The organism is Paenibacillus wenxiniae, assembly GCF_039822605.1.
Taxonomy (GTDB): domain Bacteria; phylum Bacillota; class Bacilli; order Paenibacillales; family Paenibacillaceae; genus Saccharibacillus; species Saccharibacillus wenxiniae.
Window position 1 is genome coordinate 81,507 of record NZ_JBCGUH010000001.1, and the last position, 26,965, is coordinate 108,471.

Consider the following 26,965-nt stretch of genomic DNA (forward strand, 5'->3'; position numbering starts at 1 on the left):
TCGCAGCTACTATCCATCGTTCTATTCGTGAATAGATTCTGCATAACAATCAAGACAAGGAGCTGTTTAAAAGCCTATGAAGCAAACAACAAGTGTATTTTATGTAGCAGCAGCTGTGTTGCTATTGCTAGTTATCGTCGGTGTTGTTGCACCGCAAGCCTTTGAAGATGTAACGGCCAATACAGAAGCATTTATTACGAATACATTCGGCTGGTACTATCTGATTATTGTGACCGCTTTTGTGGCAATCTGTCTGTATTTGATGATCAGCCCGGTCGGTAAGATCAAACTGGGGAAGCCTGAAGATCAGCCGGAATTTTCCCGCCCTACCTGGGTAGCGATGTTATTCAGCGCTGGTGTTGGTATCGGTCTTGTGTTTTATGGAACTGCTGAGCCGATTAGCCACTATGCGCTGCAATCGCCTACCGGAGAGACAGGCACAAGCGCCGCAGTTCGGGATGCGATGCAATATACGTTTTTCCACTGGGGTATTCATGCATGGGCAGTGTACGGTCTCGTTGGACTTTCGCTCGCTTACTTTATGTTCAGACGCGGTAATGCCGGCTTGATTAGTGCTACATTGCGCCCTATTCTCGGTAAGTATGCAACCGGTAAATTTGGTAAAGCGATTGATATCGTTGCTGTACTTGCTACGGTTATTGGTGTATCGACTTCACTCGGTTTTGGCGCGGTGCAAATTAATGGTGGTTTATCCTTTTTATATGGTATACCGTCCAGCTTTATTAGTCAGTTTATTATTATTATTATCGTAACGGTTATGTTCCTCGGTTCCGCACTTAGTGGTCTGGACAAAGGGATTCGTATTCTCAGTAATGTGAATATGATTCTGGCAGGTGCACTGCTGTTACTCGTATTTATTTTTGGTCCTACCCTGTTCACACTGAATCTGTTTACCGATACGATCGGTAAATATTTGCAAAACTTTATTAATATGAGCTTCCGTCTGGCTCCGCTCAATTCTGAAAATCGTCAATGGATCAATACGTGGACTATTTTTTACTGGGCCTGGTGGATTGCCTGGTCGCCATTTGTCGGTATCTTTATCGCTCGTGTATCCAAAGGGCGTACCATTCGCGAATTTGTCGCTTATGTACTACTGGCACCTTCGATCATTAGTTTTATCTGGTTCTCCGTATTTGGCGGCTCGGCGATTGCGCTGGAGCGTAGCGGTACCAAATTGATCTCTGCCTTGACTACAGAGCAATCGTTGTTTGGTGTATTGTCTACTTTCCCATTTGCCTCTGCTATTTCATTACTGGCGATTGGATTGATTGCTATTTTCTTCATCACTTCAGCCGATTCGGGTACATTCGTACTTGGCATGATGACCACCAATGGTTCGCAAAATCCGAGCAATTTGCTAAAAGTGATCTGGGGCTTGCTTCTGACTGCGATTGCACTTGTACTGCTGTACTCTGGTGGACTACAAGCGCTGCAAAACACGATGATTATCGCTGCACTGCCTTTCTCGTTCGTGATCGTGATGATGGCGGTCAGCCTACTTAAAGTGCTCAATCAAGAAGCGAGTCAATTGGCAAAGCAAAAGCGGGCTACCCAGCCCCCATCTGTTAAGAAAGACTAATATCCGCTCTGGTGAACTTTAATGGTGAACTTTAAGCAACTTAGAACCTAGCAAAATACAAATTAAAATATACACTAAAAAGAGCCGCTCCCCATTAGGAGCGGCTCTTTTGTTTTACTATAAAGTTTGACTACAAAATTTCACTATAAAACTTTATTTAAAAATATAATTCTTAAAAATTCTTAAAAACATCATTCGCGTTCCAATACATCTGATGAAACCATTAGCCTTCGATCAGCAGTGTTTCTGGATCTTCGAGCAATTCTTTTACTTTGACCAGGAAGCTTACTGCTTCGCTACCATCGATAATACGGTGATCGTAGGACAGAGCGATGTACATCATCGGACGGTTTTCCATACGCTCATTATCGATTGCAACTGGACGAAGCTGAATTTTGTGCATACCCAGAATACCGACTTGCGGTGCATTCAGAATTGGTGTGGACAGCAGGGAGCCAAATACACCACCGTTGGTAATTGTAAATGTACCACCTTGCAGTTCAGACAGGGACAGACTGTTATTACGAGCTTTCGATGCCAGGCTGGAAATTTCTTTCTCAATACCAGCAAAACCGAGGCGATCTGCATCACGTACCACAGGTACAACCAGACCTTCTTTCGCCGATACAGCGATACCGATATCGTAGTACTTCTTGATGATCACATCATCACCATCGATTTCGGCATTTACCATCGGATACGCTTTGAGCGCGCCCACAACGGCTTTTGTAAAGAAGGACATGAAACCGAGACCTACGTCATGCTTCTCTTTGAATTTGTCTTTGCGGCGTTTACGCACATCGAGAATTGCAGTCATATCTACTTCATTGAATGTAGTCAACATGGCTGCATTATGTTGTGCTTCCACAAGACGATTCGCAATGGTACGACGACGACGGGACATCGGTACACGATCCGCAGGTTTCGCAGGGTTGCTATCCGCAACTGGCGGTTTTGGCGGAGCTGGTTTGCTTGGAGGTGCACCCAGGTTCGTTGGCTTATCGTCATGTTTGCGCACATCATCATGCTTCACACGGCCGATTGGATCGTTACCCTGTACCGCAGTCAGGTCGATACCACGCTCACGAGCCAATTTGCGTGCCGCAGGCGTTGCAATCGTATCGCCAGTTTCTGGCTTGCTCACAGCTACCGCTGTGGCCAGATCGGTTTTTGGCTCACGCGCTTGCTCATTAGCAGGTGCTGGTGGAGCTGGTTTGTCTTCTTTGGCAGGTGGAGCTGGAGGTGCTTTAGGAGCACCGCTACCCGCGCCAATCACACCAACGGATTCACCAACCTGTACGGTTTCGCCTTCTTGACGGGTGATCGATTCGATCACACCATCTTCCTCAGCGCTGATTTCCAGGTTAACTTTGTCCGTTTCCAGTTCCAGTAGAACATCACCCTGACTAACGGTATCTCCTTCTTTAACTACCCATTTTGATACGGTTCCTTCAGTAATCGATTCGCCCATTTCCGGTACTTTGATTTCGCTCACAGCTGCTTACCTCCCCAGGGATATGTTGTTTTTCAACGAATTTGGTTTGAGTGCTGATGTCAGGATACGCTGTTGCTCAATAGCGTGAACGTGCTGGTAACCACTTGCCGGGCTGGAACGCTCCGGACGGCCGATATAGCTAACTTCGATTCCGCCTGAGATCGCACGCAGTCTTGGCTCCGTATATGTCCAGTAACCCATGTTTTGCGGCTCTTCCTGCAACCAGATGATCTGTTGCAGATTTTTGAAGCCGGACAGAACATTGCTAATTTCTTCTTTCGGGAACGGATACAGCTGCTCTACACGAATAATGTGCAGCCAGGAGAAATCCGTATCTTTTTCTTTTTCAAGCGCTTCTTCCAGATCGATGGCAACTTTACCTGTACAGAGGATCACGCGCTCCACCGCATCTTTGTTACCGCCCAGACCGGATTGCTCCAAAATTGGACGGAAGCTGCCTTCACTCAGCTCGGAAGCTGGTGCAGTGACACGTGGGTTACGAATCAAGCTCTTCGGCGCCATCACAACGAGTGGACGCGCTTCTTCGGTTTCCGTGCTCAGCGCCTGACGACGCAGCAGGTGGAAATATTGAGAAGCCGAAGTCAGGTTAGCAATAGTGAAGTTGTCTTCACCAGCCAGTTGCAAGAAACGCTCTGGACGTGCACTGGAATGCTCTGGACCCATACCTTCGTAGCCGTGTGGCAGCAGCATCACCAGACTCGATTTCTGTGTCCATTTGCTGCGACCGGCAGAGATGAACTGGTCAATCAGCACCTGTCCAGCATTAACGAAGTCGCCATACTGTGCTTCCCAGATTACAAGCGTTTCCGGTGCATACACATTGTAGCCATATTCAAACCCGATAACTGCCGCCTCCGAAAGGGGGCTGTTATGGATAGCAAACGATGCTTTTGCTTCTGGCAAACGGTGCAGCGGGCAAAAGTCTTCACCAGTTTTCGCATCATGCAGCACAAGGTTACGATGTGCAAATGTTGCACGCTCAGCATCCTGACCGGTAATACGAATCGGCTTGCCTTCCGCTAAAATACTTGCAAATGCAAGTGTCTCCGCATGGCCCCAATCGACGCGACCTTCCGGCTCCAGTGCACCACGGCGACGCTCCAAAATACGTTGCAGCTTCGGATACACATTGAAGTTCTCCGGCCATGCCAGCAGGCCTTCATTGATTTTGCTCAGCAGGCTTGCTGGTACAGCTGTCTCATTGGAAGCGCGTGCGGCTCCTTCGCCAGCAGGATTCACCGGGCCAAACGCCGATTGCGTTTCATCCCGTTTTACCTCGTCATAGGTCGTTTTCATCTGTTCCTGTACTTCATTTCTGTACGTTTCATACTGATTCGCAGGTGCAATATTGCGCTCTGCCAGACGGTTACCATACAGAGAAGCGACACGCAGATGGTTTTTCACTTTGCCGTACATAAGCGGTTGGGTCGTTTCTGGATCATCCGCTTCGTTATGACCGTAGCGACGATAACCGATCAGATCGATCAGGAAGTCTTTTTTGAACAGGTTACGGTATTGCATCGCCATTTCAGCTGCACGCACACACGCTTCTGGATCATCCGCATTGACGTGGATAACCGGAATCTCGTACCCTTTTGCCAGGTCACTAGCATAATGAGTCGAACGAGAGTCCTTGCTGTCTGTTGTGAAACCGAGACGGTTGTTTACGATAATATGAATGGTACCGCCATTTTGGAAGCCTGGCAGCTGGTTAAAGTTAAGTGTTTCGGCTACGATCCCTTCGCCGGCAAACGCTGCGTCACCGTGCATGATGATCGCCGCTGCTTTGTCTTTATCCTGACGTGGATAGCCTTTGTCACTACGATCGTCCTGCGCCGCACGTGTAAAGCCTTCGACAACCGGATTGACGTATTCAAGGTGACTCGGGTTGTTCGCCAGTGTAAGGCGAGTTTCATAGCTTTGTCCTTCATCCGTCAGCGAGTAACGAGCACCCAGATGGTACTTTACATCGCCTGTCCAGCCGAAGTTAATGCCCATCGAGCCTTCAGATGGCATCATGTCCTTGTTCGGAGAATGATGGAATTCGGAGAAGATTTTCGCATATGGCTTGTTCAGCACATGCGCCAGTACGTTCAGACGACCACGGTGAGCCATGCCCATCAGTACGTGGCGAGCTCCGCCGCGCGCAGCAATACGCACGATCGTGTCCAGCATCGGAACGAGCGCGTCATTTCCTTCAATGGAGAAACGTTTCTGTCCGACAAATGTTTTGTGCAAAAATTCTTCAAACTGCTCTACTTCTACGAGACGGTGTAGCAGATCGAGACGTTCCTCGTCTGTAAGCGTCTGCGAAGCGGAGTTCGTTTCGACCTGGCGGTTCAGCCAGTTGCGCTCCTGCTCGTCATGAACATGAGCAAATTCGTAAGCGAGCGGTCCAGTGTACTTTTTGCGAAGAATCTGGATCGCTTCCCAGCCGTCGCGTGCCTCATCCGGCGCATTTTCCCAGATCAGAGATGCTGGAAGTTGCGACAGATCGCGTTGACTGAGTCCATACTGTTCAGGGTCAAGCAAACGCACATCAGATGGTGCGCTCAGACCAAGCGGGTCAATATCTGCTGCAAGATGTCCGTATGTACGGATATTCCATACCAGCCGTTCTGCTGCAACCGCTTTCTTTAACAGATTGGTGTCTACTTTACCCGGAGTGCTAGTCCCGTGCTCACTTGCCGTGCCGGAAACAGGCGCAGCCGGAGCTACAGGTTCCCCATAACGTTCAAAGAGTTCACGGTAACCCTCGTCCACCGAGTTCGGGTCTTGTTTGTACTTTTCATACTGCTCCTGTAGGTACCCCAGATTGGGACCGTAATAGGATTGCCATAGCGATGGTCTGTTCGATTCGTCGATTGTCATCGAGGATTCCCTCCGTCTTGAATTTTTTGTGAATATTTTTGTGACGGAATTGCAACACTTTCAATTATACCTCTATCTGTTTAATCACAAAATAGTCTAAAATGAGACTATGGAAGAGGAAACGGGATGTTGCATTAAGAAAACGTTTTCTTTGGCCTGCATACAGAATAATTTAGCTTTTTTAGCCCGATTATCGCGAAATTTGGATGATGTACGAAAAAAGCGACATCATATCCAGCTTTCATCATTCACCTGTCCGTAACATTGAGCACATGTGGAAGTCATACCGAGCTGGTCATGCCCCCTTACTTTGTCTGTGATCCGCTTTACATTTTCCATTCTACACCAGCCAGTTGCGAATTTCCAATTTTAATTTTTAGCTATTTTGTCCAAATCTCACCAGCTCCATCTGTATGTTTACATTTACAGATGTGACGGTATCGAAAACGTTATTTTTAACATGGCAAAAAGGTGTCCGGCTGAGATAAGCGGACACCTTTTTGGGATCGTTGTGTATGTGCGATTGTTAGCGGTCGTGTCATCACGATACACGAAGAGGCTCCAGCCGTTTGCTTAGCAACATATCGACGTGCGGAATACCATCCTCCAAATACGGCTCTGAGATCGCTTGAAAGCCGTATGAACCGTAAAATGGGCATAAATACTCCTGCGCCTGAATTTTGATCTCCGTTTCCCCCAGCTCCTGCTGAATAAAATCAATCGCACGGGCGAACAGCTCGCCTGCATAGCCTTTGCCACGATAGCTAGCAGGTACGATGACCCTGCCGATCGATGCTTGCGTATAGGCGATGCCTGGCGGCAGCAGACGCGCATAAGCCGTCATTTGCTCGCCATCCAGACGATACAGGTGGTAGCAATGCAGATCCTTTCCATCTACTTCAGGATAGGGACAGTTCTGCTCTACAACAAAAATGTTAGTACGTTCTTGCAAAATGCGATACAGCTCGGTTGTTGTCAGTTCATTAAAATGTTTGATGTGCCAGGTCATGAATAGATAGACTCCTTTGCGATGGGATCGAAGCGTTTTTATTATTGTACTCGAATGTGTTATCTTTACAAATTGGTATTCGAAAAACAATGACGCTGCTGTTTATAGGGGTCAGCTGGAATCATTCATCTATATGATAGTGTGGCTCTTTAAAAAGCCCCTCTATTTGTCTTCATACGAAGCAAACAGAGGGGCTATTATACTATTACCTATCTACTATTACCTACAACGACCTATATTAAGCTTGATCGTTCATTATGCACCCTATATACCATTACATTATTGTCCTTGCCAGATAATATTCACTTCGTTAAAACCTTGCTTATCGCCTTTACCCGGCTGGCCGGTTGCGGTGACGGAGAAGTTGGAACCGGAATCAATAACGGTGAATCCGTCGGATTTGATTTCTTCGTATTGCTTCGTTGCACCTTTGGAGACGAAATATTGCTTGTAGTTATTGCCAATTTGCTCCAGACCTTGTTTAGTTAAATAGCTAAATACGACGGACTTGACGCCATCTTTAGAGCTTTCAATGACATCAAATACTTTGGCATCAGCAGGTATGGGGAAGTCAGCCGGAATATGTTGTGGACGTTGTACATTGGATGTACCCGTGGAACTCGTAGATGAACTACCGCTTGTTGATGAAGAGCTTGCTCCCGTCGAGCCAATTTTCACTTTACTTGCGGCTGCATCATAAGCGATCGGTGTGTTCAGCGCTTCGCCGATCGCACGCACCGGAAGATACGTTGTACCGTTATACGTGATCGGAGCAAGCGTTTTGCCATTCGCATCTTTCGCTGTATACGCCTGTCCGTTCACTTCGATACCTATGCCATAGTTAAGTGCTGCTTTAATTTGTTGAAGATTGGTGCCTGCATACACCCCTGTAGCACCCATAATCCCCATGCCTGCGACAATAGCAGCAATTGTTAATTTCTTTTTCATTATGAATTCCTCCTCATTGATCGATTGGTCAGCCTTATGAAGTATGTAAGTACCATTGTGTGTAAGGCCGGTATAAGCTATTAAACTAATATGCTTTACTTTTAAGCAATACGTTATTAGATGAGATCGGTTGCATATAAAAGAAAAACCTTGCCAGATTAGGCAAGATTTCTCTTTTAACGAATGATTTGATTTTATTTCCATCGAACAGGATTTTTAGTACAATCCAATTCAAGCACCGTGTTGCTTCATTGTATCCGAGATCGGTTGATTCGCGATTTATGTCAGCAGTGTACCTTCCACTATCACTGTTCTCTGCTATCATATTGCATTATCCCATGATAACTTTCACTTCATGCTCTTTACCATCTTTAAAATCAGGCAAAATAGTTCCTTCAATCGCTTTGCCATTAACCGTGATCGATTTCACGCCACGCGACACACCGGCGCTGTTATCTACATGAATCACATACGTGGCACCACGGAAATTACGGCGGTAGCTAAATTCGGGCCATTCTGCCGGAATGCTCGGATCGATCAGCAGACCTTCATGCTCAGCGCGCACGCCCAGAATCCAGTTTGTTGCCATCCGTTGTAGCCATTGTGAGGAACCGGTATACCATGTCCAGCCGCCACGACCGTAGTTCGGCGAAATTGGACCATCGGAGTTACCTGGTGTCACATATGGCTCACCCACATAGCTGTTCGGCTCATGGGAACGATTGGGTGGGCAAATTTTGCTGTAGGCTTCATATGCTTTTTCCGGTTGGCCTGCCAGCGTGTATGCCCATACTGCCCATGTTGCAGCATGCGTGTATACACCGCCATTTTCGCGCAGTCCTGGTGCATAGCGTGTAATATAGCCGATATCACGACGTACTTTAGTATACGCTGGATACAGCAGCAACGAACCGTAATCACGCAGCAGATGCTTGCTGACGCTTGCCATCGCTTGCTGACCACGCTCCTCGTCCGCTACACCGGAGATGACTGCCCAGATTTGCGGATTGAGGAAAATTTGACCCTCTTCATTTTCTTTGGAGCCGACTTTCAGACCATCATCGGTCGTCGCTTGCAAATACCATTCGCCATCCCAGCCATGCTCGTTGAGCGCTTTTTTGAGGCTCGTTTGTACTTCTAGCATTTTCGTAGCAAAGCTCGAATCTCCACGGCGTTCTGCCACTGGAGCGAAGCTGCCGAGAATCATATACAGGAACTCGCCAACCCAGAAGCTTTCCCCTTTCCAATCGTAGCCGATGGCGCTCAGACCATCGTTCCAGTCATGCTCACCCATCAGCGGTACACCACGTGGGCTAAAGCGTTGGAATGTTTTCTCGATTGCACGTTTGCAGTGCTCATATACGGTCGCTTCGCCGCCATCAAGGAATGGGGTAATTTCGTCCAAAATATCATAATCCTGTGTTTCTTTCAGATACGAATCCATAATGAACGGAAGCCATAGCAGATCGTCTGAACAACGAGTACGCGGACCACCGCCACGAATCGTGAACCACCAGTGTAACACATCGCCTTCCTGGAATTGCTGGGACGCATGCATCAGAATCTGCTTACGCATCAATTCAGGCTTGCTAGTCAGGAAAATTTGCGAATCTTGCAGCTGGTCGCGATACCCGTAACCTGCACTCACCTGATAGTAAGCCGTTTTGCCCCATAGACGACAGGAGATCGATTGATATTTTAACCATACATTGGTCATAATATTCATCGCCCGGTCGGGTGTCTCGATATGCTCGGTATCGATCAATTCACTCCAGAACTCATGCACACGTGCCAGCGTGCGATCAGCAGCTTCTACCGTTGTGTATTCGCGAATTAGCGCAGCTGCATCCTCTTTCTCCTGCTCTGCCGCACCAATTGTAAATACAACCGTATGCGAAGCGCCTGGCTCCAGCTTAAAAGCGACGCGCAACGATCCAGCCGCATCACCAAAGCGACCCGTATGTTCGGCCAGCTCAGGTTGCTGCATCGCCTCTGGACGCGATTCCTCGCCATACATACCGACAAACGATTCTTTATCGGCATCATAGGAGGATGGCTGCTCACTCGCTGCATGGAATGCAGTATATGGCCAGCTTACATTGTTACTGCGGCCTTTCTCATCTGGAAAGCCCCACAGGTATTTTTCAAGTAAAATTGCATTTAAGTCTTCTTTATATTCCGAGTTCATAAAGATTTTGTGGAATTCCCGATGCTCATCCGGCGCAAATCCAGGTGCCCATTCAAAATAAGTCGTTGCATCCAGTTCACGCGTCTGCTCGCTGTTATTCGTAACCTTAAGCTTGATCAACTCCAGCGGAGCATCCGGGGCGACGAATACGGTCATCTCACTACGAATGCCACTCACCTGCTGGGTGAATACGCTATACCCGATCCCATGACGAACTTCATAATGTTCAAACTCCGCCATGACTGGCTTCCACGCTGCCGACCAATATTGACCGGAGCTGCGATCGCGCAAATAAACGAATTTGCCCCATGAATCTTTAATCACATCTTGAAACAGTCGTGTAATCCGGTTTTGCCCAGCATTGCCACGCCAGGACGCACCACCACCTGCTTGCGATACCATGAACGAATAATCACCATTACTAATAATATTACTCCACGGACGCGGTGTACGCGGATTCGTAATCACATACTCGCGTCCATCCTCGGTAAAATAGCCGTATTCATTTTGGAACAAACGATCTTGCTGGGTGTTCTGTGTAGTGTGTACAGTAGACATGCAGAATCCCTCCATACTATCTTTTATATTTGTAATGTAGACATTTGTCATTAAAGCGTGTGCATAAAATCCCGTTGGTGATACTCCAACCACTGCGGTAAGGAATAAGGGGACGTCCTTCGGTGGAAGGTAGGAATCTACCTTCACTTCCAATTCGTAGATTCCTATCTTCCAAAGTCGTCCTTTCCCCTTATTTCCTTACTATCGTTCCGTGGGTGTCTATCCTATTGAGCTTCAGCTGACAAACAAAATTGAATTCTAAACTTCAATTTCTTTTTTAGTACAATGATTAATAAAGTCACCTATAACTGGCGTATAACAGAACATATACCTAAATGAACAATATAGACGAAGAACATAAATGAATAGATCTGCTCATTAGAGTTCTACGCAAAAATCTCCATATCTCTACTATTCAAGGAACATCTATATTCAGAACTTGTACGCTTTTAAATGAAGTTACAGTAACATCCTACTGCCCCTCCAATCATGGAGAAAAAGTATGCGCTCTATCTTGCACAACAAGCATGATGCGATATGCAGGGAACGGAGGGAAGGAAATAAGGGGTAAGGACGACTTTGGAGGGGCGGGAATCTTCATTCTTTCCCAATTCCTAAAGATTCCCGCGGCTCCACCCGAGTCCGTCCCCTTATTCCTTACCGCAGTGCTTGATGCAAACCCACACCACATCATGCAAGAACACTAGCATCTTTTTCTCAAACCATCCAATTATTTCATCCCCGAAATCGTATACCCTTCAATAATATGCCGCTGGGCAAAAATGAAGATAATCAGAATTGGAATAACCATAAACGATGCGCCTGCCATCTGGATGGCAAAGTCACCGCCATATTGTCCTTTTAACAGCTGCAAGCCGACCGAGAGCGTGTACAGGCTCTCATCGTTCGCTACGATCAACGGCCACAGGAAGCTGTTCCAGCCGCCGATAAAGGTTAGAATCCCCTGTACGGCAAAGATCGGTTTAGCGATTGGAATAATCAACTGGAAGAACGTACGCACTTCACCCGCACCATCCAGTCTGGATGCTTCGATCAGATCATTCGGAATCGTCGTCATAAACTGACGGAATAAGAAGATACCAAACGCATTGACCATACCGGGCAATACAATCCCTGCCATCGTATTGGTCAGGCTCATTTCATTCAAAATCAGGTAAACCGGAATCATCGTAACCTGGGACGGAATCATCATCGTACCAAGTACGAGATAGTAAAGTACATTACGACCAGGGAAGTTGAATTTGGCAAAGGCATAGCCTGCTGCTGCATTCAAAAATAGACCGATAAATGAGAAAAATACGATAATGAGCGTATTCCACAAATAACCACCAAAATTCATTTCCGTGAACAAACGCTCAAAGTTATGCATCGTTGGTTGTTGCGGCCAAAAGGACGGCGTTAAGGAAGTAACCTCGCTCTCCGGTTTGAAGGAGGACAGGATCATCCATACAAAAGGTATACACATCGCTACCGCACCGATCAACAGTACGAGAATGACGATGCTTCGATAAACAGGTTTCACGCGAACATCCATCACGGAACCTCCTTTCACAGTATGCTCCGGCTTAGCTTGTCAGAGCTGCTCGGATATCAATATTCGACATCACTGTCTTTTTTGCGCGCTTTAAATTGAACGATAGTTACAAGAATAATGATGGCGAACAAGACGATCGAGCCTGCTGCCGCGTAGCCGAAATCACTGCGCTGGAAACCGGTCTGGTAAATAAACAGTGCCATCGAAGTTGTCCCATTCAACGGGTCACCCTTCGTCATAACGAGTGGTTCTTCGAAGAACTGAATCCAGCCGATCAATGTTGTAATCGATACAAAGAATGTGGCAAACCCGAGCAGTGGCACGGTAATGCGCGTTAGTTGCTGCCAGCGACTTGCGCCGTCAATTTGAGCAGCTTCATAATACGTGCGCGGAATCCCTTGCAATGCTGCCAGGAAAATAATCATATTCAGACCGATCGCTTTCCAGACTGCCATAATAATCAGCGAGAATTTGGCGATGGTTGGATCTTGCAGCCAGCGTACTGGCGATATGCCTACCGCCTCCAGCATGTGGTTAATAAGACCATACTGGGAGTTGTACAGATAGCCCCAGATGACTGCGATCGCGACGATATTCGTAATCGACGGCATGTAGTAAATAACCCGAAACGTTTTGAAAATCCAGCTTGTGCCCTGATTAATCAAAATCGCAATCGCCATCGACACGACCACAACGAGCGGGACACCGACTACGACATAAATGAGTGTATTAAACATCGATTTGCGGAAAACCGCATCACCGAATAGCTGGACAAAGTTATCCACGCCTTTAAATTCAACATTGGACCAGTCTGCCAGCCCTGCCAGATTCATATTGGTAAAGCTAATAAATATAGCAACGAGAATCGGTATGAACGAGAAAACGAACAATATAATTAGCGTTGGCGCGATAAACAGATACGGATATCTGTGTTTGGCCAACGACTGCCAGGCCTTTTGCATAATCTGCTCCCTCCTTTACGGAAGTATGTTCTTCCGGTGAAGCTACATCTGCTCATTGATTGGTTATATTCGTGAACAGAGGCGCTACACTTGTACTTGTGAACAAGCTGACCAGCCAGGCACCGGAGGATGCCCGGCGGTTAGCACGTTGCATGAATTATTTTTGCAGTAAGGCATCCGCCTGTGTATTCAGATCTTCCATCTGTGTCTGTACATCGGCACCACCAACTACAATCTGTTGTAGGGCTGCTTTGATCAATTGACCAATCGCTTCCCATTGCGGTACGAAAGGAGACGGGTGAGATGTTTTCATTTGCTCGCGGAATGTAGCAATTTGTTCACCGTCAAGCGCTTTGTCATCCCATGCTTTGAGTGTAGATGGCAAGTCTTTAGACAGTTTGTAGTATTCAATCTGGTTCGCTGGATCACTCATAAAGGAGATAAATTTCACAGCATCATCTTTATTCACCGCGCTGCTGAATACGCTCCAGTTCGAACCGCCCAGTACAGATGCGCTTTTGCCGCCTTCTTCTTTGACAGGGATCGTTGCTGTTGCCCATTTACCGTCGATTTGCGGTACAGTCTCATGAATCTGGTTGATCGACCACGGACCGCTGAAGAACATTGGAATAATACCTTGTCCGAATGCCGGCAGAAGCTGCATATCGCTCTGTGATGGAGCACTACCATCTTTATAGAAGCTGGTCAGGTATTGTACGGCTTCCACATATGGCTTCTGATTAAATTGAGCCTTGTTATCGCTACCGATCACATCACTACCATTTTCCCAGGCAAACGGAAGTGTGAACGCCGCATCCTGATTGTCCAGCAAAATACCGTAGTTACCGTTACCGCGTGCAGCTAGCTTTTTCGCTGCATCTTGCAGCTCAGCCCATGTTTTTGGTGCTTGATCATAGCCCACTTCTTTCAGCAAATCGGTACGATAGTACAGCACGCGTGTTTCCATATACCATGGAATCGAGATCAGTTTGTCGTTAAATTTCATCGTTTCACGTGCGCCTTCGAAGAAATTGTCTGGCTTCAGGTTTGGATATTTATCTGTATAGGAAGACAGATCCAGCAATGCACCTGCATTCGCAAACTCTGGAATCCATGTCATCCCCATCTGGATTACATCCGGGCCGTTTTTGGAAGCAACGGCAGTTAGCAGTTTATCATGCGCGCTATCCCATGGAATCTGCTGTACCTGTACGTCAATATCTGGATTTGCCTTTTCAAACGCTTCAACCATGTTAGGTAATGAACCACCTTCGCCGCCCATACCCCATACTTTCAAAATCCGCTTTCCATCCGCTGTAGTTGTCTTATCCTTGCCGCCACATCCAGCGAGTATCAGTGAAAATACAAGCATACATGCGACTACCGTTTTCCATAATTTAGCCATGCTCGGGCCACCTCTTTATTGGTATTTGGATGAAATTAGCAGCAAAGACGCTGTTCGGATCACGTATGAGTACCAGCACGGACATTCGCCAGAGTCTTCACTGTTTGTGGCGGTGTGATCGTTTGTTGTTGCACCGCCGCTTTTGTTGCTGTAGGATCACCGATAATACAGGTGAATCCCTGACCTCCCTTTTGACTGCACGTATGAACCCTTGCTTCATTTACATGTGCATCGCCAAACGGCAACTGATGATGGCGTAGGGCAATGCGGCTGGCTACATTCGGGCAAAGCTGGAATGATGAATCAACTCCCATTTTGCAATGTCGAATTCGCCTGCTCATTTAACTGATCCAGCTGTGTCTGAATGTCGGCACCTCCGACGACAATTTGATCAAATGCATCGCTGATCTGCTTGCCAATCGTTTCCCATTCCTTGACGGATGGCGTAGAGCGCGCCGTATCCATCTGCGTGCGGAACGTACCGATATTCGGACTGTCTTCAAATGCTTTGTCCTCCCACGCTTTAGTCGTGGATGGCAAATCCTGTGTCAGCTCATACCATTTAACCTGTACTTGCGGATCGTTCAAATAGCTGATGAACTGCACCGCTGCTTCGGTATTTTGCGAGGTGCTGAACACGGATAGATTGGAGCCGCCCAGTACAGAGACGCTTTCACCACCAGCTGTTTTCGGCGGAATCACAGCAGTTCCCCATTGATCTGATGTAAGCTCCGGCAATTCCGTTTTGACCTGGTTCACCGACCACGGACCGCTGATGAACATCGGCAGAATACCTTCACCAAACGAAGGAATTAACTGCATATCGCTCTGGGTCGGGGCGATGCCTTCTTTGAAAAAGCTGCTTAAATATTGAATCGTCTCCACATAAGGAGGCTGGTTCAACTGTGCCTGTTTGTTGCTGTTAATCACTTCACTACCATTTTCCCAGGCAAATGGAATCGTAAATAACGGGTCTTTACTATCCAGCAAAATACCGTAATTGCCATTGCCTCGTGCAGCCAGCTTTTTCGCTGCATCTTTTAGCTCATCCCAGGTTTTCGGAGGCTCGTTGTAGCCAACCTGTTTTAGCAGGTCTTTGCGATAAAAGAGTACGCGGGTATCGATATACCACGGCACACCTACCGTTTTACCTTCATATGTCATTTTAGTACGTGCACCTTCGAAATAGTTATCCGCTTTCAAATTCGGATATTTATCCATATAAGGCGTTAAATCCTGTAATGCTCCTGCATCTGCAAACTCTGGAATCCAACCCATGCCCATTTGTACAACATCAGGGCCACTACGCGATGCAACGGCTGTGAGCAGCTTGTCATGTGCGTTATCCCACGGAATCGCCTGCACATCTACTTTAATGTCGGGATGCTTAGCTTCAAAATCAGGCACAAGCTTGCTTAACGCCGTACCTTCTGCGCCCATGCCCCATACTTTTAATATTTTCTTACCATCTGAGGTTGTGCCCTTTTCCTTACCGCCGGAACAACCTGCCAGCAGTAATGAGAAGATGAGCACACCGGCTATGGCTGATTTCCATCCTATTTTCATTACATCCACCTCAATTTTGAATGGAACGAACCGTGCCGCGAATGACCAGTTCTGTGTCCAAAGTATAGTGTTGTGCCACCGACTCTCCTTTCAAAATTTGAAAGATTAAATGTACAGCCAGTGCACCAACCTCATAATCCGGTTGCCGTACTGTCGTCAGTCCTGGATTTAAAAAGCGCGCCTGCACGATATCATCAAATCCGATAACTGATATGTCTTCTGGCACACGGATTCCTGCTTCTTGAAGCGCCGTAATGCCGCCAAGCGCCATCTCATCATTAGCGAAAAATACCGCTTCCGGTAAATCCCCCTGTGCAATCATGAGCTTGACTGCGCGATAGCCGCCTTCTTCAGTAAAATTACCAATCAGGTTCCAGCGTGGCTCAATCGTGAGTCCATGATCATTCATCGCTCTCGTAAATCCATTGTAGCGATCCTTATTATGCTTACTGCTTGCTGGACCGGAAACGAATGCGATACGACGATGACCATTTTCGATTAAATAATTCGTCGCCAGTAAGCCGCCTTTATCATGATCGGCTTCCACATAGCACACACTTTCATGCTCTAATCGACGATCCAGCATCACGATCGGAAAGCCTTCACGAGCGGAATCCATAATCGTTCGATCTGGAATGTTGTGAGCAAGGATGATCGCTCCATCAACACGCTTTTCCTTAATGAACTTCACAGCTGTGGACGAATCTCCGCCGATCGAGCTACAGGCGATCAGATCGTAACCATTGTTCAAGCTCACTTCCTGTACACCCTTGATCAGACTGGAATAATAAGGTCCGGATAAATCGCTCAGCAACAATGCAATCGTATTGGTGCGTGAACGCTTCAAATCGGATGCGATCCCATTTTTCTGATAATTGAGCTGTCGTGCTGCATCAAGCACTTTATCCCTTGTTTTCGTGCTCACTCTGCCGATGCCATTGAGCGCATAGGATGCGGTTGATACCGCTACCCCGGCAAGAGCAGCTACATCCTTAATAGTTGCCCCCATCTGCTCACCTCTATTCTTCAATCAGGTTATAGTGCTGTTGTTACTTTAGCATGATCCTGATCGTGGAGTGAAGCGGCGTTTCGACTCATCGTTCAGCAAATATTCACCAAAAGAAGCCTATCGAAACGTTTCGATTTCATCCAAAAGAAGATTTTTGTATTTTTTTGGAAAATACAGCTTCTCATGACTAAAAGTAACGTTTAACTTGTGATTTTTAGATCATAACCACATTTTTACCCATATCGACCGGATAAAAAGTTTCCTTCAAGCTGACATTCGCTTGTGGAAATTTCTGTCTTTTTGTCGAAACGTTTCTACAACGCTATTATAGCTCGGCTTGTAACCGATTTCAACCGCTTTTAAAATTTTTTTCTGATTTTTCTATTTCGACAATCCCACACTTGTTTCTTACCATTATTTAACATTATGTATATTCGTATGATGCTGATTTAGGTTTTAGTTTTCTATGCTTCTGCTAATGCCTTATATGCATGATCAAACACGGTAATGCATCTATACAGCCATACTCGGACAGGTCGATCGAGAAGACCTGATATTACGAAATTGACGAATCCAGATGAAAACGATCAATATGATCCTGCAAACCTTCCACCTTCAAAATAGACACCTGCTCCGTTCCAAGCAGATCAAAATGTGGATATTGATCCCGTAAATGTAAATAACGCGGATTCAATCCATACGATTTGCACCAGCGCCGCAACTTATCGATATCAGCACATCCTACTTTAGTTACTGTGCGAATACCCGGAAACCGATCATCCAGCCAATAATGGGTCAAAAATGCAATTTCACCTGCTTCAACCTGACGCTTCCATTGCTGAAGCTCTGCTCGCTTAATTCCAAATGCCATCGTATTCAATCACCTTTCCGTTTATAGAAACCCGGAAAAGGAACAGTGCCTGCCGCTAGCGCGGAACTGTCCCCTTCCCTATGCTTAATAATGTAGAGTCCATCAACATAAATCATGTATAATCAACGAACAATATCCGAGTCATCCTTTGACTCGCCTTCTGGATAAGCATTCTGACTGGAGGAAGAGCGCTTCGTATGCTCACCATCATTTTCCTCTCGTTGTTCCAGCTTTATATCTTCTACAGGTAAAGCATCCACAGTCTGCTCCGATTCAAAACGATCAAACAAGCTTTCTTTATCGGTAGGATATTGCTCGGCATGATCGCGCTTGCCATCCTGATGATCAATCTTGTTGTTTTCACGCGGTTCTGTCATCGTATGCATCTCCTTTACCCCTATAGATTCATCATTGCTGCTTGTAAATGGGGTTATGTACTTTTACCTCTGTAGCATAAATTGAAACAATTCGATCTTAGCTTTTTTGGAGATGTTGCATCTTTTTGCATCATCATGTTGCTGCATGAAATAAGCATCTCGACACAAAAACGACCGACAGTATCTCTACGATCGGTCGTTTCGTATCCGGCATTTCATAGCAGTTGTTTTATATTAGTCGTATACAACGGCTGACTTTATAAGCGTGCATCCGGTTTGCTGCATCCGATCCGTGTTCGTTGAAAATTTCACCAGCTCGGACTTTGCTAGACCTACCTTCTTACATGGTAGATCGTAGATTACACTTTTATAAGAAGCACTTTTCCATTACAAAAGATAAGCCGCAAAAGATACACAATTAGAAGCGTGCGCCCCATACGCAGACAGGCTTCGATACGTCTGCACTTTTGCCTGTATACGTCAATTTACCGCTCTCTCCATCGATGCTGAATACAACGATGTTATTACCATCGCGATTAGCGACCAGTGCGTAACGACCACCTGGCAACAGTGAGAAGTGACGCGGATGTCCACCTTCTGTCGATACATGCTGTACGAGTGTTAACTCGCCTGTGTCCGCATTCACTGCGTATTGCACAATACTGTCATGGCCACGGTTCGAGCCATACAGATAGCGGCCATCTTCGGAAATGGCGATCTCGGCACAACCATTGGCACCATTATAATCCGCAGGCAATGTAGGAATCGTCTGCACTTCGGTCAATGTGCCTGTAGCGGCCGCATATTGATAAGCCGTTACAGTAGAGTTCAATTCATTAATAATAAAGGCAAACTTGCCGTTTGGATGGAAGACGAGGTGACGCGGACCAGCGCCTGGTGTGCTGATTGCATCCGAGACAAACTTCAGTTCATTGGAATCCTGTAGCAGTTCATACGTACGTACGCGGTCAAGACCAAGATCCTGTACGATCGCATATTTGCCTGCTGGATCGAAAAATGTAGAGTGTGGATGTGGACGATCCTGGTTTTGTGGATCTACGCTATGTCCTTCATGCTGATGGACATCCAGCAGTTCACCTACACTACCGTCTTCTTTGATCGAAATCAAGCCGACCATACCGCCATGATAACTAACCATGGTCAAATAGCGACGATCTGCGGAACGTCCAATATGACATGGAGGACCGTCAATTGTTCTTGCACGATTGAGCAGTTCCAGCTTGCCTTCTTCTGGATTAATAACAAAAGCTGCTGCTTCGCCGCCTTTGCCTTTTGGACCTGTCTCTGATACCGTTTCGCCCAGTGCATACAGACGGCGTGCATCAGCATCCACATTCAGAAAAGTTGGATTTTGCAAACCCGTAAAAGCATCTGTCGGCGTTAACTCACCTGTAGCTTCGTTAAACTCATATACATATACGCCGGTATGATCAGACTCTGCATAAGAGCCTACAAATACAAGTAATCGTTCGGATGGTGTCGTCATCGTCATTCTCCTCCAATATCGTATAATCTCATTTTCTTGCGTGTTCACCACTAACTAATATGTAAACTGCAACATAATCAATAGCCGAACACTCTACTATATAACTTATACCCTTGCGCCGAAAAAATCAAAAAAATCGTCTTCTTACTTTATATATACATAAATTGGAATCTATTCTACACTGGATATGAATGGAAATCGATCATAGACTGACCTGTATCGAAAATACACGATAAAGCACCATCCTATTCTGAGCAAGGAGTTGAAGCAGATGAATCATGACGATCTTACCCACCCATCAGCGACGAACACATTTCAACCGGATACACCGCTCATTTATGCTACTGCCATTCCATTGCTCGTTGAGCAGCTGGGACTGAATACCAACAAGCTTCGTTTTATTAAGGCACCTCAGGCTAGTGATTATTTTACAATGATCGATAACAATGCCCCCTATAGTCAGCAAATGCTGGTGGCAAGCCTGAATGGATTACCGCTGTCTCCCGAACTTAATCCGGCAGCGATGATGCCACGCGCCGACTTTGCCGTGCTGCTATGGCATGCCGTAGAGCAGCACGATTCGCAGCAAACACAAGCGTTTAATATTGCTGACGATCATCAAGCGGCTGAATTGGTGTCTGCCGATGATACTGAAGCAAATCACGATAAAGCCCAGTCTGCAACACATTCGGAATCGTCTGCCGCTTCGACGCATCAGCACCATTCATCATCCCTAGAATCGATTGAACAGGTGAAGTGCTCCACTAATCTAAAGCTGTCCGAGCATTCCGATCTATATGTATTCCAGCAACTCACTGACTGTGGTCTGATCCCAAGCGATGATAAGAACAATATTGAGCTTGATAAGCCAATCACCTATGCTGAAGCCACAGCGATGCTAGAGCACGCCCAATCGCTAATGAATCCTAACGCAAAGTAACAAAACTTCAATTTCAATTCAATTTCAATGCCATTCCAAGATAACTTAACAAGATACCTCAAATGACAATTTCGAACGGTAATTAAGATTATGCCTGCTCCCATTCCTCCGCCGTAATCGCATACAGGAAATGATCTTCCCATTTACCATTAATGCATAAATAACGTTCAGCAAGCCCCTCCTTACGGAAGCGGGCTTTTTCCAATACACGCTGTGAAGGCTGATTCCACGGCATCACCCCTGCTTGAATACGGTGTAGCCCGGCTTCTTGAAAAGCAAACGCAGTTACTTGGCGCAGGGCAAACGTAGCATATCCGTGTCCATGATGCTGTTGATCTACAAAATAACCGACAGACGCATTTTGAAAAGGGCCTCTCGCTACACCGCTTAACTCGATCCGTCCGATCAATTGTCCTGTATCCGTTTTAAACATACCAAATACATATCCAGTACCTGCTTGAAAGTTTTGTTCGCCTTGCTCTAATAACGCTCGCTGCGTGTCCAGTGTCCAATAACGATCCGGTCGGATCGGATCGTAGATATGCATATACTCCTTATTGGTAAGTCGCAAATGCAATAACTGTTCCGCATGCTCTGAACGTAATGGACTTATTTCGATATCGCTATGTTCCGTTTGCATAGTTAACTGCCTCCTGTTTACTTTCCGTTTATAGATTGGCGATGTAGCTTATACAGGTATGTAGCCGAGGAAAAAGCAATGAGCAAGTTAGAGCAACTCAATGCTTGGAGATGTAGCTTATACAAGTATATAGTCGAGCCTATGATGTAAAGGGCGATTGGAGCGCTCTATTATATCATAGTTTCGATATTATATTCTCAATATCGTGTTTCTGATATAATACTGCCGATCTCCTATTTCCATACTATAAGCGTAAAGCATTTTTCTCGTCGCAGATGCAAATAAGCTTCAGCGTCCACAGACACTGAAGCATTTTGTATATCATACAGTTTTTTTATAATATACAGTTTTATACTATGCCGTTCACTACATCCTATTCATACTTCATTTACATGGCATTCACATGCACCTGTCCTGTCACCCGCCTATTCAGCGCATCCGACGAATCCAGAATGTGAAAATATCGCTGCGCACATAATCGAGTGAATACAACACACGACGATTCATTTCATCATAATGGGTCTGCTTCATTAACAACACGGTTGCTTCCGGATGGACAGCCAGCTTACGGCAATGCGGATCACCTGGTGCAGGTACGATAATTTGCGAATCGGCACTGACAATGCGAATACCGGATTTGTGCTCCAGATGGTGAAAGAGCGAGCCTTTGAAATGCTGCTCATCCAGTGTATCGCCTGCGAATAGGGTAGGGATATAGTTTACCGAATGAGCTACCGGTTCCCCGTTCGCCATTCGGCTACGTTCCATCACAACGACCGAATCGTGCTTGTCTAGTTCCAAATGAAAGGCTACCTCGGCTGGCGCTTCAAGCTTGCGAATATATTCCAGTCGCTGTTCTTCCACCAGTCCTGCTGATACGATCATATCACCGATGCTATACAGACGATCAAGTGAACTCGGGATCGTTTGCATCGTGCGTGTAATGTATGTACCGCTTCCGTGTTTAACGAACAGCTTTCCTTCATCTTTCAATAATCGAATCGCTCCACGCACGGTTGTGCGGCATACATTAAATTGACCGGCCAGCTCGGATTCAGACGGAAGACGATCGCCTGCATCCATTTCTGCTTGCTGAATCCAGCGTTCAATCTGTGATTTGATATATTGCTGTTTAACCGACATGAAATCGACGTCATCCTTTCCTACTGCTACTCATTCGTACAGATCCATTCCGATCTGTTAAAGATGATGAGTAGCTCACTCTCTATTATGATTCAGCATCTCTTTATGCTTCAATATCAATCGATCATTCAGTATCCATTGATCATTCAACATCAATCTGATCGATCAGATCGATATACATTGCATTTGTAAATGCTAACATGCCACATACATCGTTAAAATAACCGTACAACTCCGCTCGCAGCCACCTTGCAGGCGCTTGAATCGATACAGTCCATTCCTGCCACGGCTGTTCCGAATCCAGCTTCGTCTCTGCCAATATACCGCGATCGCTCATAATTACAACGCGCAACTTTTGCGGAGCCAGTTCGTACTGCGAATTTCGTATGCTGCGATCAAGTTGAAGATGTAAACGCAACTGCGATTCACTACAGGCAATCGTATCTCCAATCGTGTACACGTCAACTTCATTTTCATTTCCTTTCGGTAAAGACGAATCGGTACGGATGCTCGCTGTCACTGGCTCCGCTGCTTGGGTAACGGCATTCGATTTATACACGACAGCATACAAATCCAGTACAGGTCCCATCGTAATCGTTAATTTGCCATTGCGGATCGCTTCAATATAGGGATGATCATCATGTTGACGATCATTCACACGGCATTGGCGATCATCCACACGACGAATCGACGATTGGGTCACCGCATCCTGCTGTTCATTCATATAGGTGTTCATGGAGTTTGAATTATCACTTGCAGCTTCAGAATGCAGCTGTGCTTGTTTATCGATTGAGTGCTCTGCATCGTGAGCATACGATTGGTGTTCTGCTCCATCACCAGACTGTTCGACTGTAGCTTCCAGTCCAATATATGTAATCGCTGCTGGCGCATCATCAGGTAGTGTACGATGCCAATCTCGACCACTTGTTGCCGCCAGACGATGTCCTTCATTCAGTAATGATGTCCACAGGGCAAAAGCGCGCTGGCTATCCTGTTTCATAAATGGCATCAGTGTTGACCATACTTCGATATAGTCCAGCTGGCTCCAATCGTGAATTGGATATTCCCAATAACAGCCAGTGCAGATCGGGCTACCGATACGAAATGGATGGGCCATACCGGCAATACCTCCTGCTTTATGCACCTCACGGATTCCCTGTTCGATATCACCCTGACCGACCTGTCTCCAATCGACATAGTCCAGTAGCCCCAGCGTTACCATATGTCCGTAAAAGGTCGTCCACTCCATCCCTGCTACAATCCGAAGTCCGGTGCTTGCTTCTACTCGACTGCGATCGATCAGTCCGGATTGCGTATTATGGTCGGTTAAAGCAATCACCTCAATGCCTGCTTGCTTCGCTGATTGTGCCAGTTCTTGTAACGATTGCGAACCATCACTGTGAAACGTATGTGTATGCAATTCTGCCGGTATCCAGCTCAACATCATAACGAGCCTCCTTCCACGATTCGCAGCTGGTAGTGACACTGCTCTGTCACTACCGCATGCAGACTGAGCGTAACCGTCCATAGCCCAGCAGGATTGCTGCCCGGCCAAAAGCCTGGGGATGCTTCTTGCTCGGTCAACCTATGTTGCTGCACCCTGTCCATCCGATGCGCCTGTCCGCGATGACGATAAGGATCATCCAGTGAAAGGGTCAGTAAATTTTGCAATGGCGCATATTTACGCCAATCTTCTGCATGCGGCTGTTCATAGCCATATTGCTTCATTGCCCGGGTAATAAGTTGCTCTGCGAGCTGATCGTCATCGAGCAGCTTAGGCTCATAGCTAAAATCAATCTGTAAACTTTGCACGGGTTCATGTACCATAAAGCGATAAGCGATATGGCTCTGTGTGCTTGCAGGATATACTGTACCAGAAGCTTCATACAACACTTTCGTCATCAGATCGACTCCTCTCTTTATAGGTCTGACTCATCGCATGTCCATACGAGCGCTGTCGGCTCAGCTGTTGTTAATAACACAAATGCGTCGGCTTGAATACCGGCAACCGGACGATATTGCGCATCCAGCGTATACGCATACATTTGTCCAATCTGAACCTCATCCAGTCCGCCGGGCAATAATACAACGCGAATCGCTGCAATACATTCCAGTGTAAGATGTCGATCGGTCTTGATCGTTGTCGCAAAGCTTGGGTAAGGCCCTTCATACGCCGCGCGAAATGTACCGATCCGCAGATCAAAGTAACTGGACGAGAGCCATTCCTGCTCCCCTTTTAACCGAAGCTGGTAATCGATACAAGTCTGACGCAGTAACGATATATTTTCACCGGTTACTTCATCGATAGGGACTTCCATTTGCTGCTCTTTGGCGCTGGATTGTGGCCACTGCTTCAGTCCATGAATGAACAAATAACACCGCTGATCTGCCAGCTTCCACGAATGCCGATCAACCGGCTGTTCCAGCTCATATTGACGATTCATTTCCCAGTTGCTCACCTGATGCACAAATGGATACAATGTCATCACTCGCTCACGCGGCTCAGATGTACGATCCCAGTACAGCAGTGGCGGCAACATATAGCGATAATCCGATACAGGCACATCGGTAAAATTACCGTTAGCTGTAGCTGCCTGAAGCACCGGATGACCACCACAATCCGTTGCACCAGCAAATGCCGTTTCCACGTGGTTTGGCCCTTGATACGTATAACGCAGCACCGTTCCATCCGCATCCAGCTCCAAACGATGCATCCATTCAATATCCGTAGTCCGTCCCCATTTACTCATGAGCAGGCCGGAAGGTGTCCCTTCATCCTCATGGCTGAACACCATATGATACTCAATAGTCGTCCGCTCCTGTTGCTGTTCGATAGAATACATCAACAGCAGCGGTGTATCGGTAAATGTACTCTCATACGGATGCGTAAGCTGACGACCATAAATGATTGGCGTATGTCGATACACCATCGCAAGCGGCTGATCATGACCAATATGATAGATCCCAACACGCCGCACGACAGCCCGAGTCGCTCCCGCTGGCGTCATATCACGTTGTAGCTTCATTGTTACCGTATGCTCTCCGGCAGGCAAGCAGCCAAGCAGCCTCCTATATTCCAGCGTTTGCTCGCCATAAAATAGAATGACATCCTGCTGATATTGCCCATTCACGTATAGTCGCAATACGACAGATTCACGCCCCTGCTCCTGCCAGTGATTATCGCCTGCTGCTTCCAATGCGATAACCGTGTAGCCAGGTTGATCCAATTGAAATTGCAGACGAATGGAGTGCCCGCCTTCCACCACCGCATCGGTTACGATCCGACCTTGCTGCATGAAATCTGCTTCACCTGTCACCGATTGTACATTCAGTTCATAATGCTGTGTATGACCAGGCGTCTGGGTCTGAATCGATACGGATTCGCTTTCTTGTTCCATCTCCATTTCACTCCTTGTCCGATCGCTATCAACTGTTTTGCCGCATCTTGCTTACGCTTGCTTATCCAGATCCTGCCCCATCGTGCGGATGTAAAAGTATCCCATTACCGAACAGAGCAAAAACATAAACACAGCCATTGCGCTTGCTGTATGCGTCTCCTGATAATTAGAAAAGACTTGCTGCATCGCGACACCAAGCACCTGCGGCGAATTCGCACCGATTAGAAATGGAGCGGTAAAGCTGCCGATAATGCCCATAAAAATAAACGTCAACGCCACCCACATCGTTTTATACGATAGCGGTAAAATAAAGCGGAAAAATAACTGCATACTACTCGCACCCGCATCACGCGCACTTTCCACTACCGAATTCGGTACAGCAGCCAGCGCAGAGCTGAGCAGCATCGTGGCAAATGGAATATTGAACCATAGATTGGCAAGCAGCAACCCACTATAGCTGTAAATGATTTTCGGAAACGTATCTATTCCGATTAGCAGCAGCAATCGAGCGAGCCAGCCGTGATTGCTGTATAACGTGATCAGCCCGTAAGTAGCGATCACGCCTGGAACAAACATCGGGATAAAATACAAGCGATTAATCCAGCGCGCCATCCATCCTTTACTAAAACGCAAATATACAGCTAGCGCATAACTAACGAGCAATGCAATCACAGTCGATACGAGTGTTACGTTGAGCGTATATATAATGTTGGTGCGCATCGCTGGTTCGGTAAACATCCGAATATAGTTGCCGAATCCGAATTCACCACTATGTTGATCAATCAAGCTTTCCTGTACGGCATATAAAATAGGCAAAATGACGACAACGAACAAAATGAGAAAGGAGGGGATGACCAGGGCAAGCCCCAGCATCCCTCTCTTTACTGAATGACTCATCC

Annotated in this window: 22 protein-coding genes; 2 read left to right on the forward strand and 20 right to left on the reverse strand. The window is 46.5% G+C overall.

Features of this window, described 5'->3' with window-relative positions:
* Positions 1-76 precede the first annotated feature (76 nt).
* Entirely contained in the window at positions 77-1,603 is a 1,527-nt protein-coding gene (locus tag AAHF22_RS00335) for a glycine betaine uptake BCCT transporter (protein ID WP_347322982.1), read from the forward strand.
* A 223-nt stretch (positions 1,604-1,826) separates the two neighbouring features.
* Here the strand turns inward: AAHF22_RS00335 and odhB are convergent, their stop codons facing one another.
* The 14 genes from odhB to AAHF22_RS00405 form a co-directional block, all read right to left on the reverse strand.
* Entirely contained in the window at positions 1,827-3,098 is a 1,272-nt protein-coding gene (gene odhB, locus AAHF22_RS00340; protein ID WP_347322983.1) for a 2-oxoglutarate dehydrogenase complex dihydrolipoyllysine-residue succinyltransferase, read from the reverse strand.
* A 6-nt stretch (positions 3,099-3,104) separates the two neighbouring features.
* On the reverse strand, positions 3,105-5,990 hold the full coding sequence (locus AAHF22_RS00345; RefSeq protein ID WP_347322984.1) for a 2-oxoglutarate dehydrogenase E1 component: 2,886 nt from the start codon (positions 5,988-5,990) through the stop codon (positions 3,105-3,107).
* A gap of 541 nt (positions 5,991-6,531) precedes the next feature.
* The gene (locus AAHF22_RS00350) at positions 6,532-6,999 is read right to left on the reverse strand and encodes a GNAT family N-acetyltransferase (RefSeq protein ID WP_347322985.1); all 468 of its coding nucleotides are present in this window, start codon (positions 6,997-6,999) and stop codon (positions 6,532-6,534) included.
* 279 nt (positions 7,000-7,278) lie between these two features.
* Positions 7,279-7,947, reverse strand: coding sequence for a stalk domain-containing protein (locus AAHF22_RS00355; protein WP_347322986.1), 669 nt, complete (start codon positions 7,945-7,947; stop codon positions 7,279-7,281).
* A 331-nt stretch (positions 7,948-8,278) separates the two neighbouring features.
* The gene (locus AAHF22_RS00360; RefSeq protein WP_347322987.1) at positions 8,279-10,693 is read right to left on the reverse strand and encodes a glycoside hydrolase family 94 protein; all 2,415 of its coding nucleotides are present in this window, start codon (positions 10,691-10,693) and stop codon (positions 8,279-8,281) included.
* A 730-nt stretch (positions 10,694-11,423) separates the two neighbouring features.
* Positions 11,424-12,248, reverse strand: coding sequence for a carbohydrate ABC transporter permease (locus AAHF22_RS00365; protein ID WP_347322988.1), 825 nt, complete (start codon positions 12,246-12,248; stop codon positions 11,424-11,426).
* A 56-nt stretch (positions 12,249-12,304) separates the two neighbouring features.
* Entirely contained in the window at positions 12,305-13,210 is a 906-nt protein-coding gene (locus AAHF22_RS00370; RefSeq protein ID WP_347322989.1) for a carbohydrate ABC transporter permease, read from the reverse strand.
* Positions 13,211-13,367: 157 nt separating this feature from the next.
* Positions 13,368-14,615, reverse strand: coding sequence for a sugar ABC transporter substrate-binding protein (locus AAHF22_RS00375; protein ID WP_347322990.1), 1,248 nt, complete (start codon positions 14,613-14,615; stop codon positions 13,368-13,370).
* Positions 14,616-14,674: 59 nt separating this feature from the next.
* Complete coding sequence (locus AAHF22_RS00380) at positions 14,675-14,956, reverse strand: hypothetical protein (protein WP_347322991.1); 282 nt, start codon at positions 14,954-14,956, stop codon at positions 14,675-14,677.
* Positions 14,919-16,181 carry a sugar ABC transporter substrate-binding protein gene (locus AAHF22_RS00385; RefSeq protein ID WP_347322992.1) on the reverse strand — a complete coding sequence of 421 codons (1,263 nt, stop codon included), beginning with the start codon at positions 16,179-16,181 and terminating at the stop codon, positions 14,919-14,921. Before AAHF22_RS00385 ends, AAHF22_RS00380 begins: the two co-directional genes overlap by 38 nt.
* Before the next feature lie 10 nt (positions 16,182-16,191).
* On the reverse strand, positions 16,192-17,190 hold the full coding sequence (locus AAHF22_RS00390) for a LacI family DNA-binding transcriptional regulator (protein ID WP_347322993.1): 999 nt from the start codon (positions 17,188-17,190) through the stop codon (positions 16,192-16,194).
* A gap of 556 nt (positions 17,191-17,746) precedes the next feature.
* Complete coding sequence (locus AAHF22_RS00395; protein WP_347322994.1) at positions 17,747-18,061, reverse strand: hypothetical protein; 315 nt, start codon at positions 18,059-18,061, stop codon at positions 17,747-17,749.
* Between the two features lie 122 nt (positions 18,062-18,183).
* Positions 18,184-18,438 (reverse strand): YczO family protein, encoded by a 255-nt coding sequence (locus AAHF22_RS00400; RefSeq protein WP_347322995.1) that lies wholly within the window; start codon positions 18,436-18,438, stop codon positions 18,184-18,186.
* 418 nt (positions 18,439-18,856) lie between these two features.
* Positions 18,857-19,945 (reverse strand): lactonase family protein, encoded by a 1,089-nt coding sequence (locus tag AAHF22_RS00405; protein WP_347322996.1) that lies wholly within the window; start codon positions 19,943-19,945, stop codon positions 18,857-18,859.
* A gap of 271 nt (positions 19,946-20,216) precedes the next feature.
* Here AAHF22_RS00405 and AAHF22_RS00410 point away from each other — a divergent pair, with 271 nt between their 5' ends.
* Positions 20,217-20,885, forward strand: a complete 669-nt coding sequence (locus tag AAHF22_RS00410; protein WP_347322997.1) for a hypothetical protein — start codon at positions 20,217-20,219, stop codon at positions 20,883-20,885.
* Positions 20,886-20,973: 88 nt separating this feature from the next.
* Here the strand turns inward: AAHF22_RS00410 and AAHF22_RS00415 are convergent, their stop codons facing one another.
* The 6 genes from AAHF22_RS00415 to AAHF22_RS00440 all read right to left on the reverse strand — a co-directional run bounded on the left by AAHF22_RS00415 (position 20,974) and on the right by AAHF22_RS00440 (position 26,963).
* Positions 20,974-21,525, reverse strand: a complete 552-nt coding sequence (locus AAHF22_RS00415) for a GNAT family N-acetyltransferase (protein WP_347322998.1) — start codon at positions 21,523-21,525, stop codon at positions 20,974-20,976.
* A gap of 429 nt (positions 21,526-21,954) precedes the next feature.
* The gene (locus tag AAHF22_RS00420; RefSeq protein WP_347322999.1) at positions 21,955-22,668 is read right to left on the reverse strand and encodes a GntR family transcriptional regulator; all 714 of its coding nucleotides are present in this window, start codon (positions 22,666-22,668) and stop codon (positions 21,955-21,957) included.
* A gap of 142 nt (positions 22,669-22,810) precedes the next feature.
* Positions 22,811-24,115 carry a CehA/McbA family metallohydrolase gene (locus AAHF22_RS00425; RefSeq protein ID WP_347323000.1) on the reverse strand — a complete coding sequence of 435 codons (1,305 nt, stop codon included), beginning with the start codon at positions 24,113-24,115 and terminating at the stop codon, positions 22,811-22,813.
* Positions 24,112-24,570 (reverse strand): hypothetical protein, encoded by a 459-nt coding sequence (locus AAHF22_RS00430; protein WP_347323001.1) that lies wholly within the window; start codon positions 24,568-24,570, stop codon positions 24,112-24,114. Before AAHF22_RS00430 ends, AAHF22_RS00425 begins: the two co-directional genes overlap by 4 nt.
* Positions 24,571-24,587: 17 nt before the next feature.
* The gene (locus tag AAHF22_RS00435) at positions 24,588-26,066 is read right to left on the reverse strand and encodes a hypothetical protein (protein WP_347323002.1); all 1,479 of its coding nucleotides are present in this window, start codon (positions 26,064-26,066) and stop codon (positions 24,588-24,590) included.
* A gap of 51 nt (positions 26,067-26,117) precedes the next feature.
* Positions 26,118-26,963 carry an ABC transporter permease gene (locus AAHF22_RS00440; protein WP_347323003.1) on the reverse strand — a complete coding sequence of 282 codons (846 nt, stop codon included), beginning with the start codon at positions 26,961-26,963 and terminating at the stop codon, positions 26,118-26,120.
* Positions 26,964-26,965 lie beyond the last annotated feature (2 nt).

Bases quoted from the DNA above. Each gene is read 5' to 3' on its own strand.
- AAHF22_RS00335 (WP_347322982.1), top strand. From the start codon at position 77: ATGAAGCAAACAACAAGTGTATTTTATGTAGCAGCAGCTGTGTTGCTA.
- AAHF22_RS00345 (WP_347322984.1), bottom strand. From the start codon at position 5,990: ATGACAATCGACGAATCGAACAGACCATCGCTATGGCAATCCTATTAC.
- AAHF22_RS00350 (WP_347322985.1), bottom strand. From the start codon at position 6,999: ATGACCTGGCACATCAAACATTTTAATGAACTGACAACAACCGAGCTG.
- AAHF22_RS00355 (WP_347322986.1), bottom strand. From the start codon at position 7,947: ATGAAAAAGAAATTAACAATTGCTGCTATTGTCGCAGGCATGGGGATT.
- AAHF22_RS00360 (WP_347322987.1), bottom strand. From the start codon at position 10,693: ATGTCTACTGTACACACTACACAGAACACCCAGCAAGATCGTTTGTTC.
- AAHF22_RS00365 (WP_347322988.1), bottom strand. From the start codon at position 12,248: ATGGATGTTCGCGTGAAACCTGTTTATCGAAGCATCGTCATTCTCGTA.
- AAHF22_RS00370 (WP_347322989.1), bottom strand. From the start codon at position 13,210: ATGCAAAAGGCCTGGCAGTCGTTGGCCAAACACAGATATCCGTATCTG.
- AAHF22_RS00375 (WP_347322990.1), bottom strand. From the start codon at position 14,615: ATGGCTAAATTATGGAAAACGGTAGTCGCATGTATGCTTGTATTTTCA.
- AAHF22_RS00380 (WP_347322991.1), bottom strand. From the start codon at position 14,956: ATGAGCAGGCGAATTCGACATTGCAAAATGGGAGTTGATTCATCATTC.
- AAHF22_RS00385 (WP_347322992.1), bottom strand. From the start codon at position 16,181: ATGAAAATAGGATGGAAATCAGCCATAGCCGGTGTGCTCATCTTCTCA.
- AAHF22_RS00390 (WP_347322993.1), bottom strand. From the start codon at position 17,190: ATGGGGGCAACTATTAAGGATGTAGCTGCTCTTGCCGGGGTAGCGGTA.
- AAHF22_RS00395 (WP_347322994.1), bottom strand. From the start codon at position 18,061: ATGGCATTTGGAATTAAGCGAGCAGAGCTTCAGCAATGGAAGCGTCAG.
- AAHF22_RS00400 (WP_347322995.1), bottom strand. From the start codon at position 18,438: ATGACAGAACCGCGTGAAAACAACAAGATTGATCATCAGGATGGCAAG.
- AAHF22_RS00405 (WP_347322996.1), bottom strand. From the start codon at position 19,945: ATGACGACACCATCCGAACGATTACTTGTATTTGTAGGCTCTTATGCA.
- AAHF22_RS00410 (WP_347322997.1), top strand. From the start codon at position 20,217: ATGAATCATGACGATCTTACCCACCCATCAGCGACGAACACATTTCAA.
- AAHF22_RS00415 (WP_347322998.1), bottom strand. From the start codon at position 21,525: ATGCAAACGGAACATAGCGATATCGAAATAAGTCCATTACGTTCAGAG.
- AAHF22_RS00420 (WP_347322999.1), bottom strand. From the start codon at position 22,668: ATGTCGGTTAAACAGCAATATATCAAATCACAGATTGAACGCTGGATT.
- AAHF22_RS00425 (WP_347323000.1), bottom strand. From the start codon at position 24,115: ATGATGTTGAGCTGGATACCGGCAGAATTGCATACACATACGTTTCAC.
- AAHF22_RS00430 (WP_347323001.1), bottom strand. From the start codon at position 24,570: ATGACGAAAGTGTTGTATGAAGCTTCTGGTACAGTATATCCTGCAAGC.
- AAHF22_RS00435 (WP_347323002.1), bottom strand. From the start codon at position 26,066: ATGGAACAAGAAAGCGAATCCGTATCGATTCAGACCCAGACGCCTGGT.
- AAHF22_RS00440 (WP_347323003.1), bottom strand. From the start codon at position 26,963: ATGAGTCATTCAGTAAAGAGAGGGATGCTGGGGCTTGCCCTGGTCATC.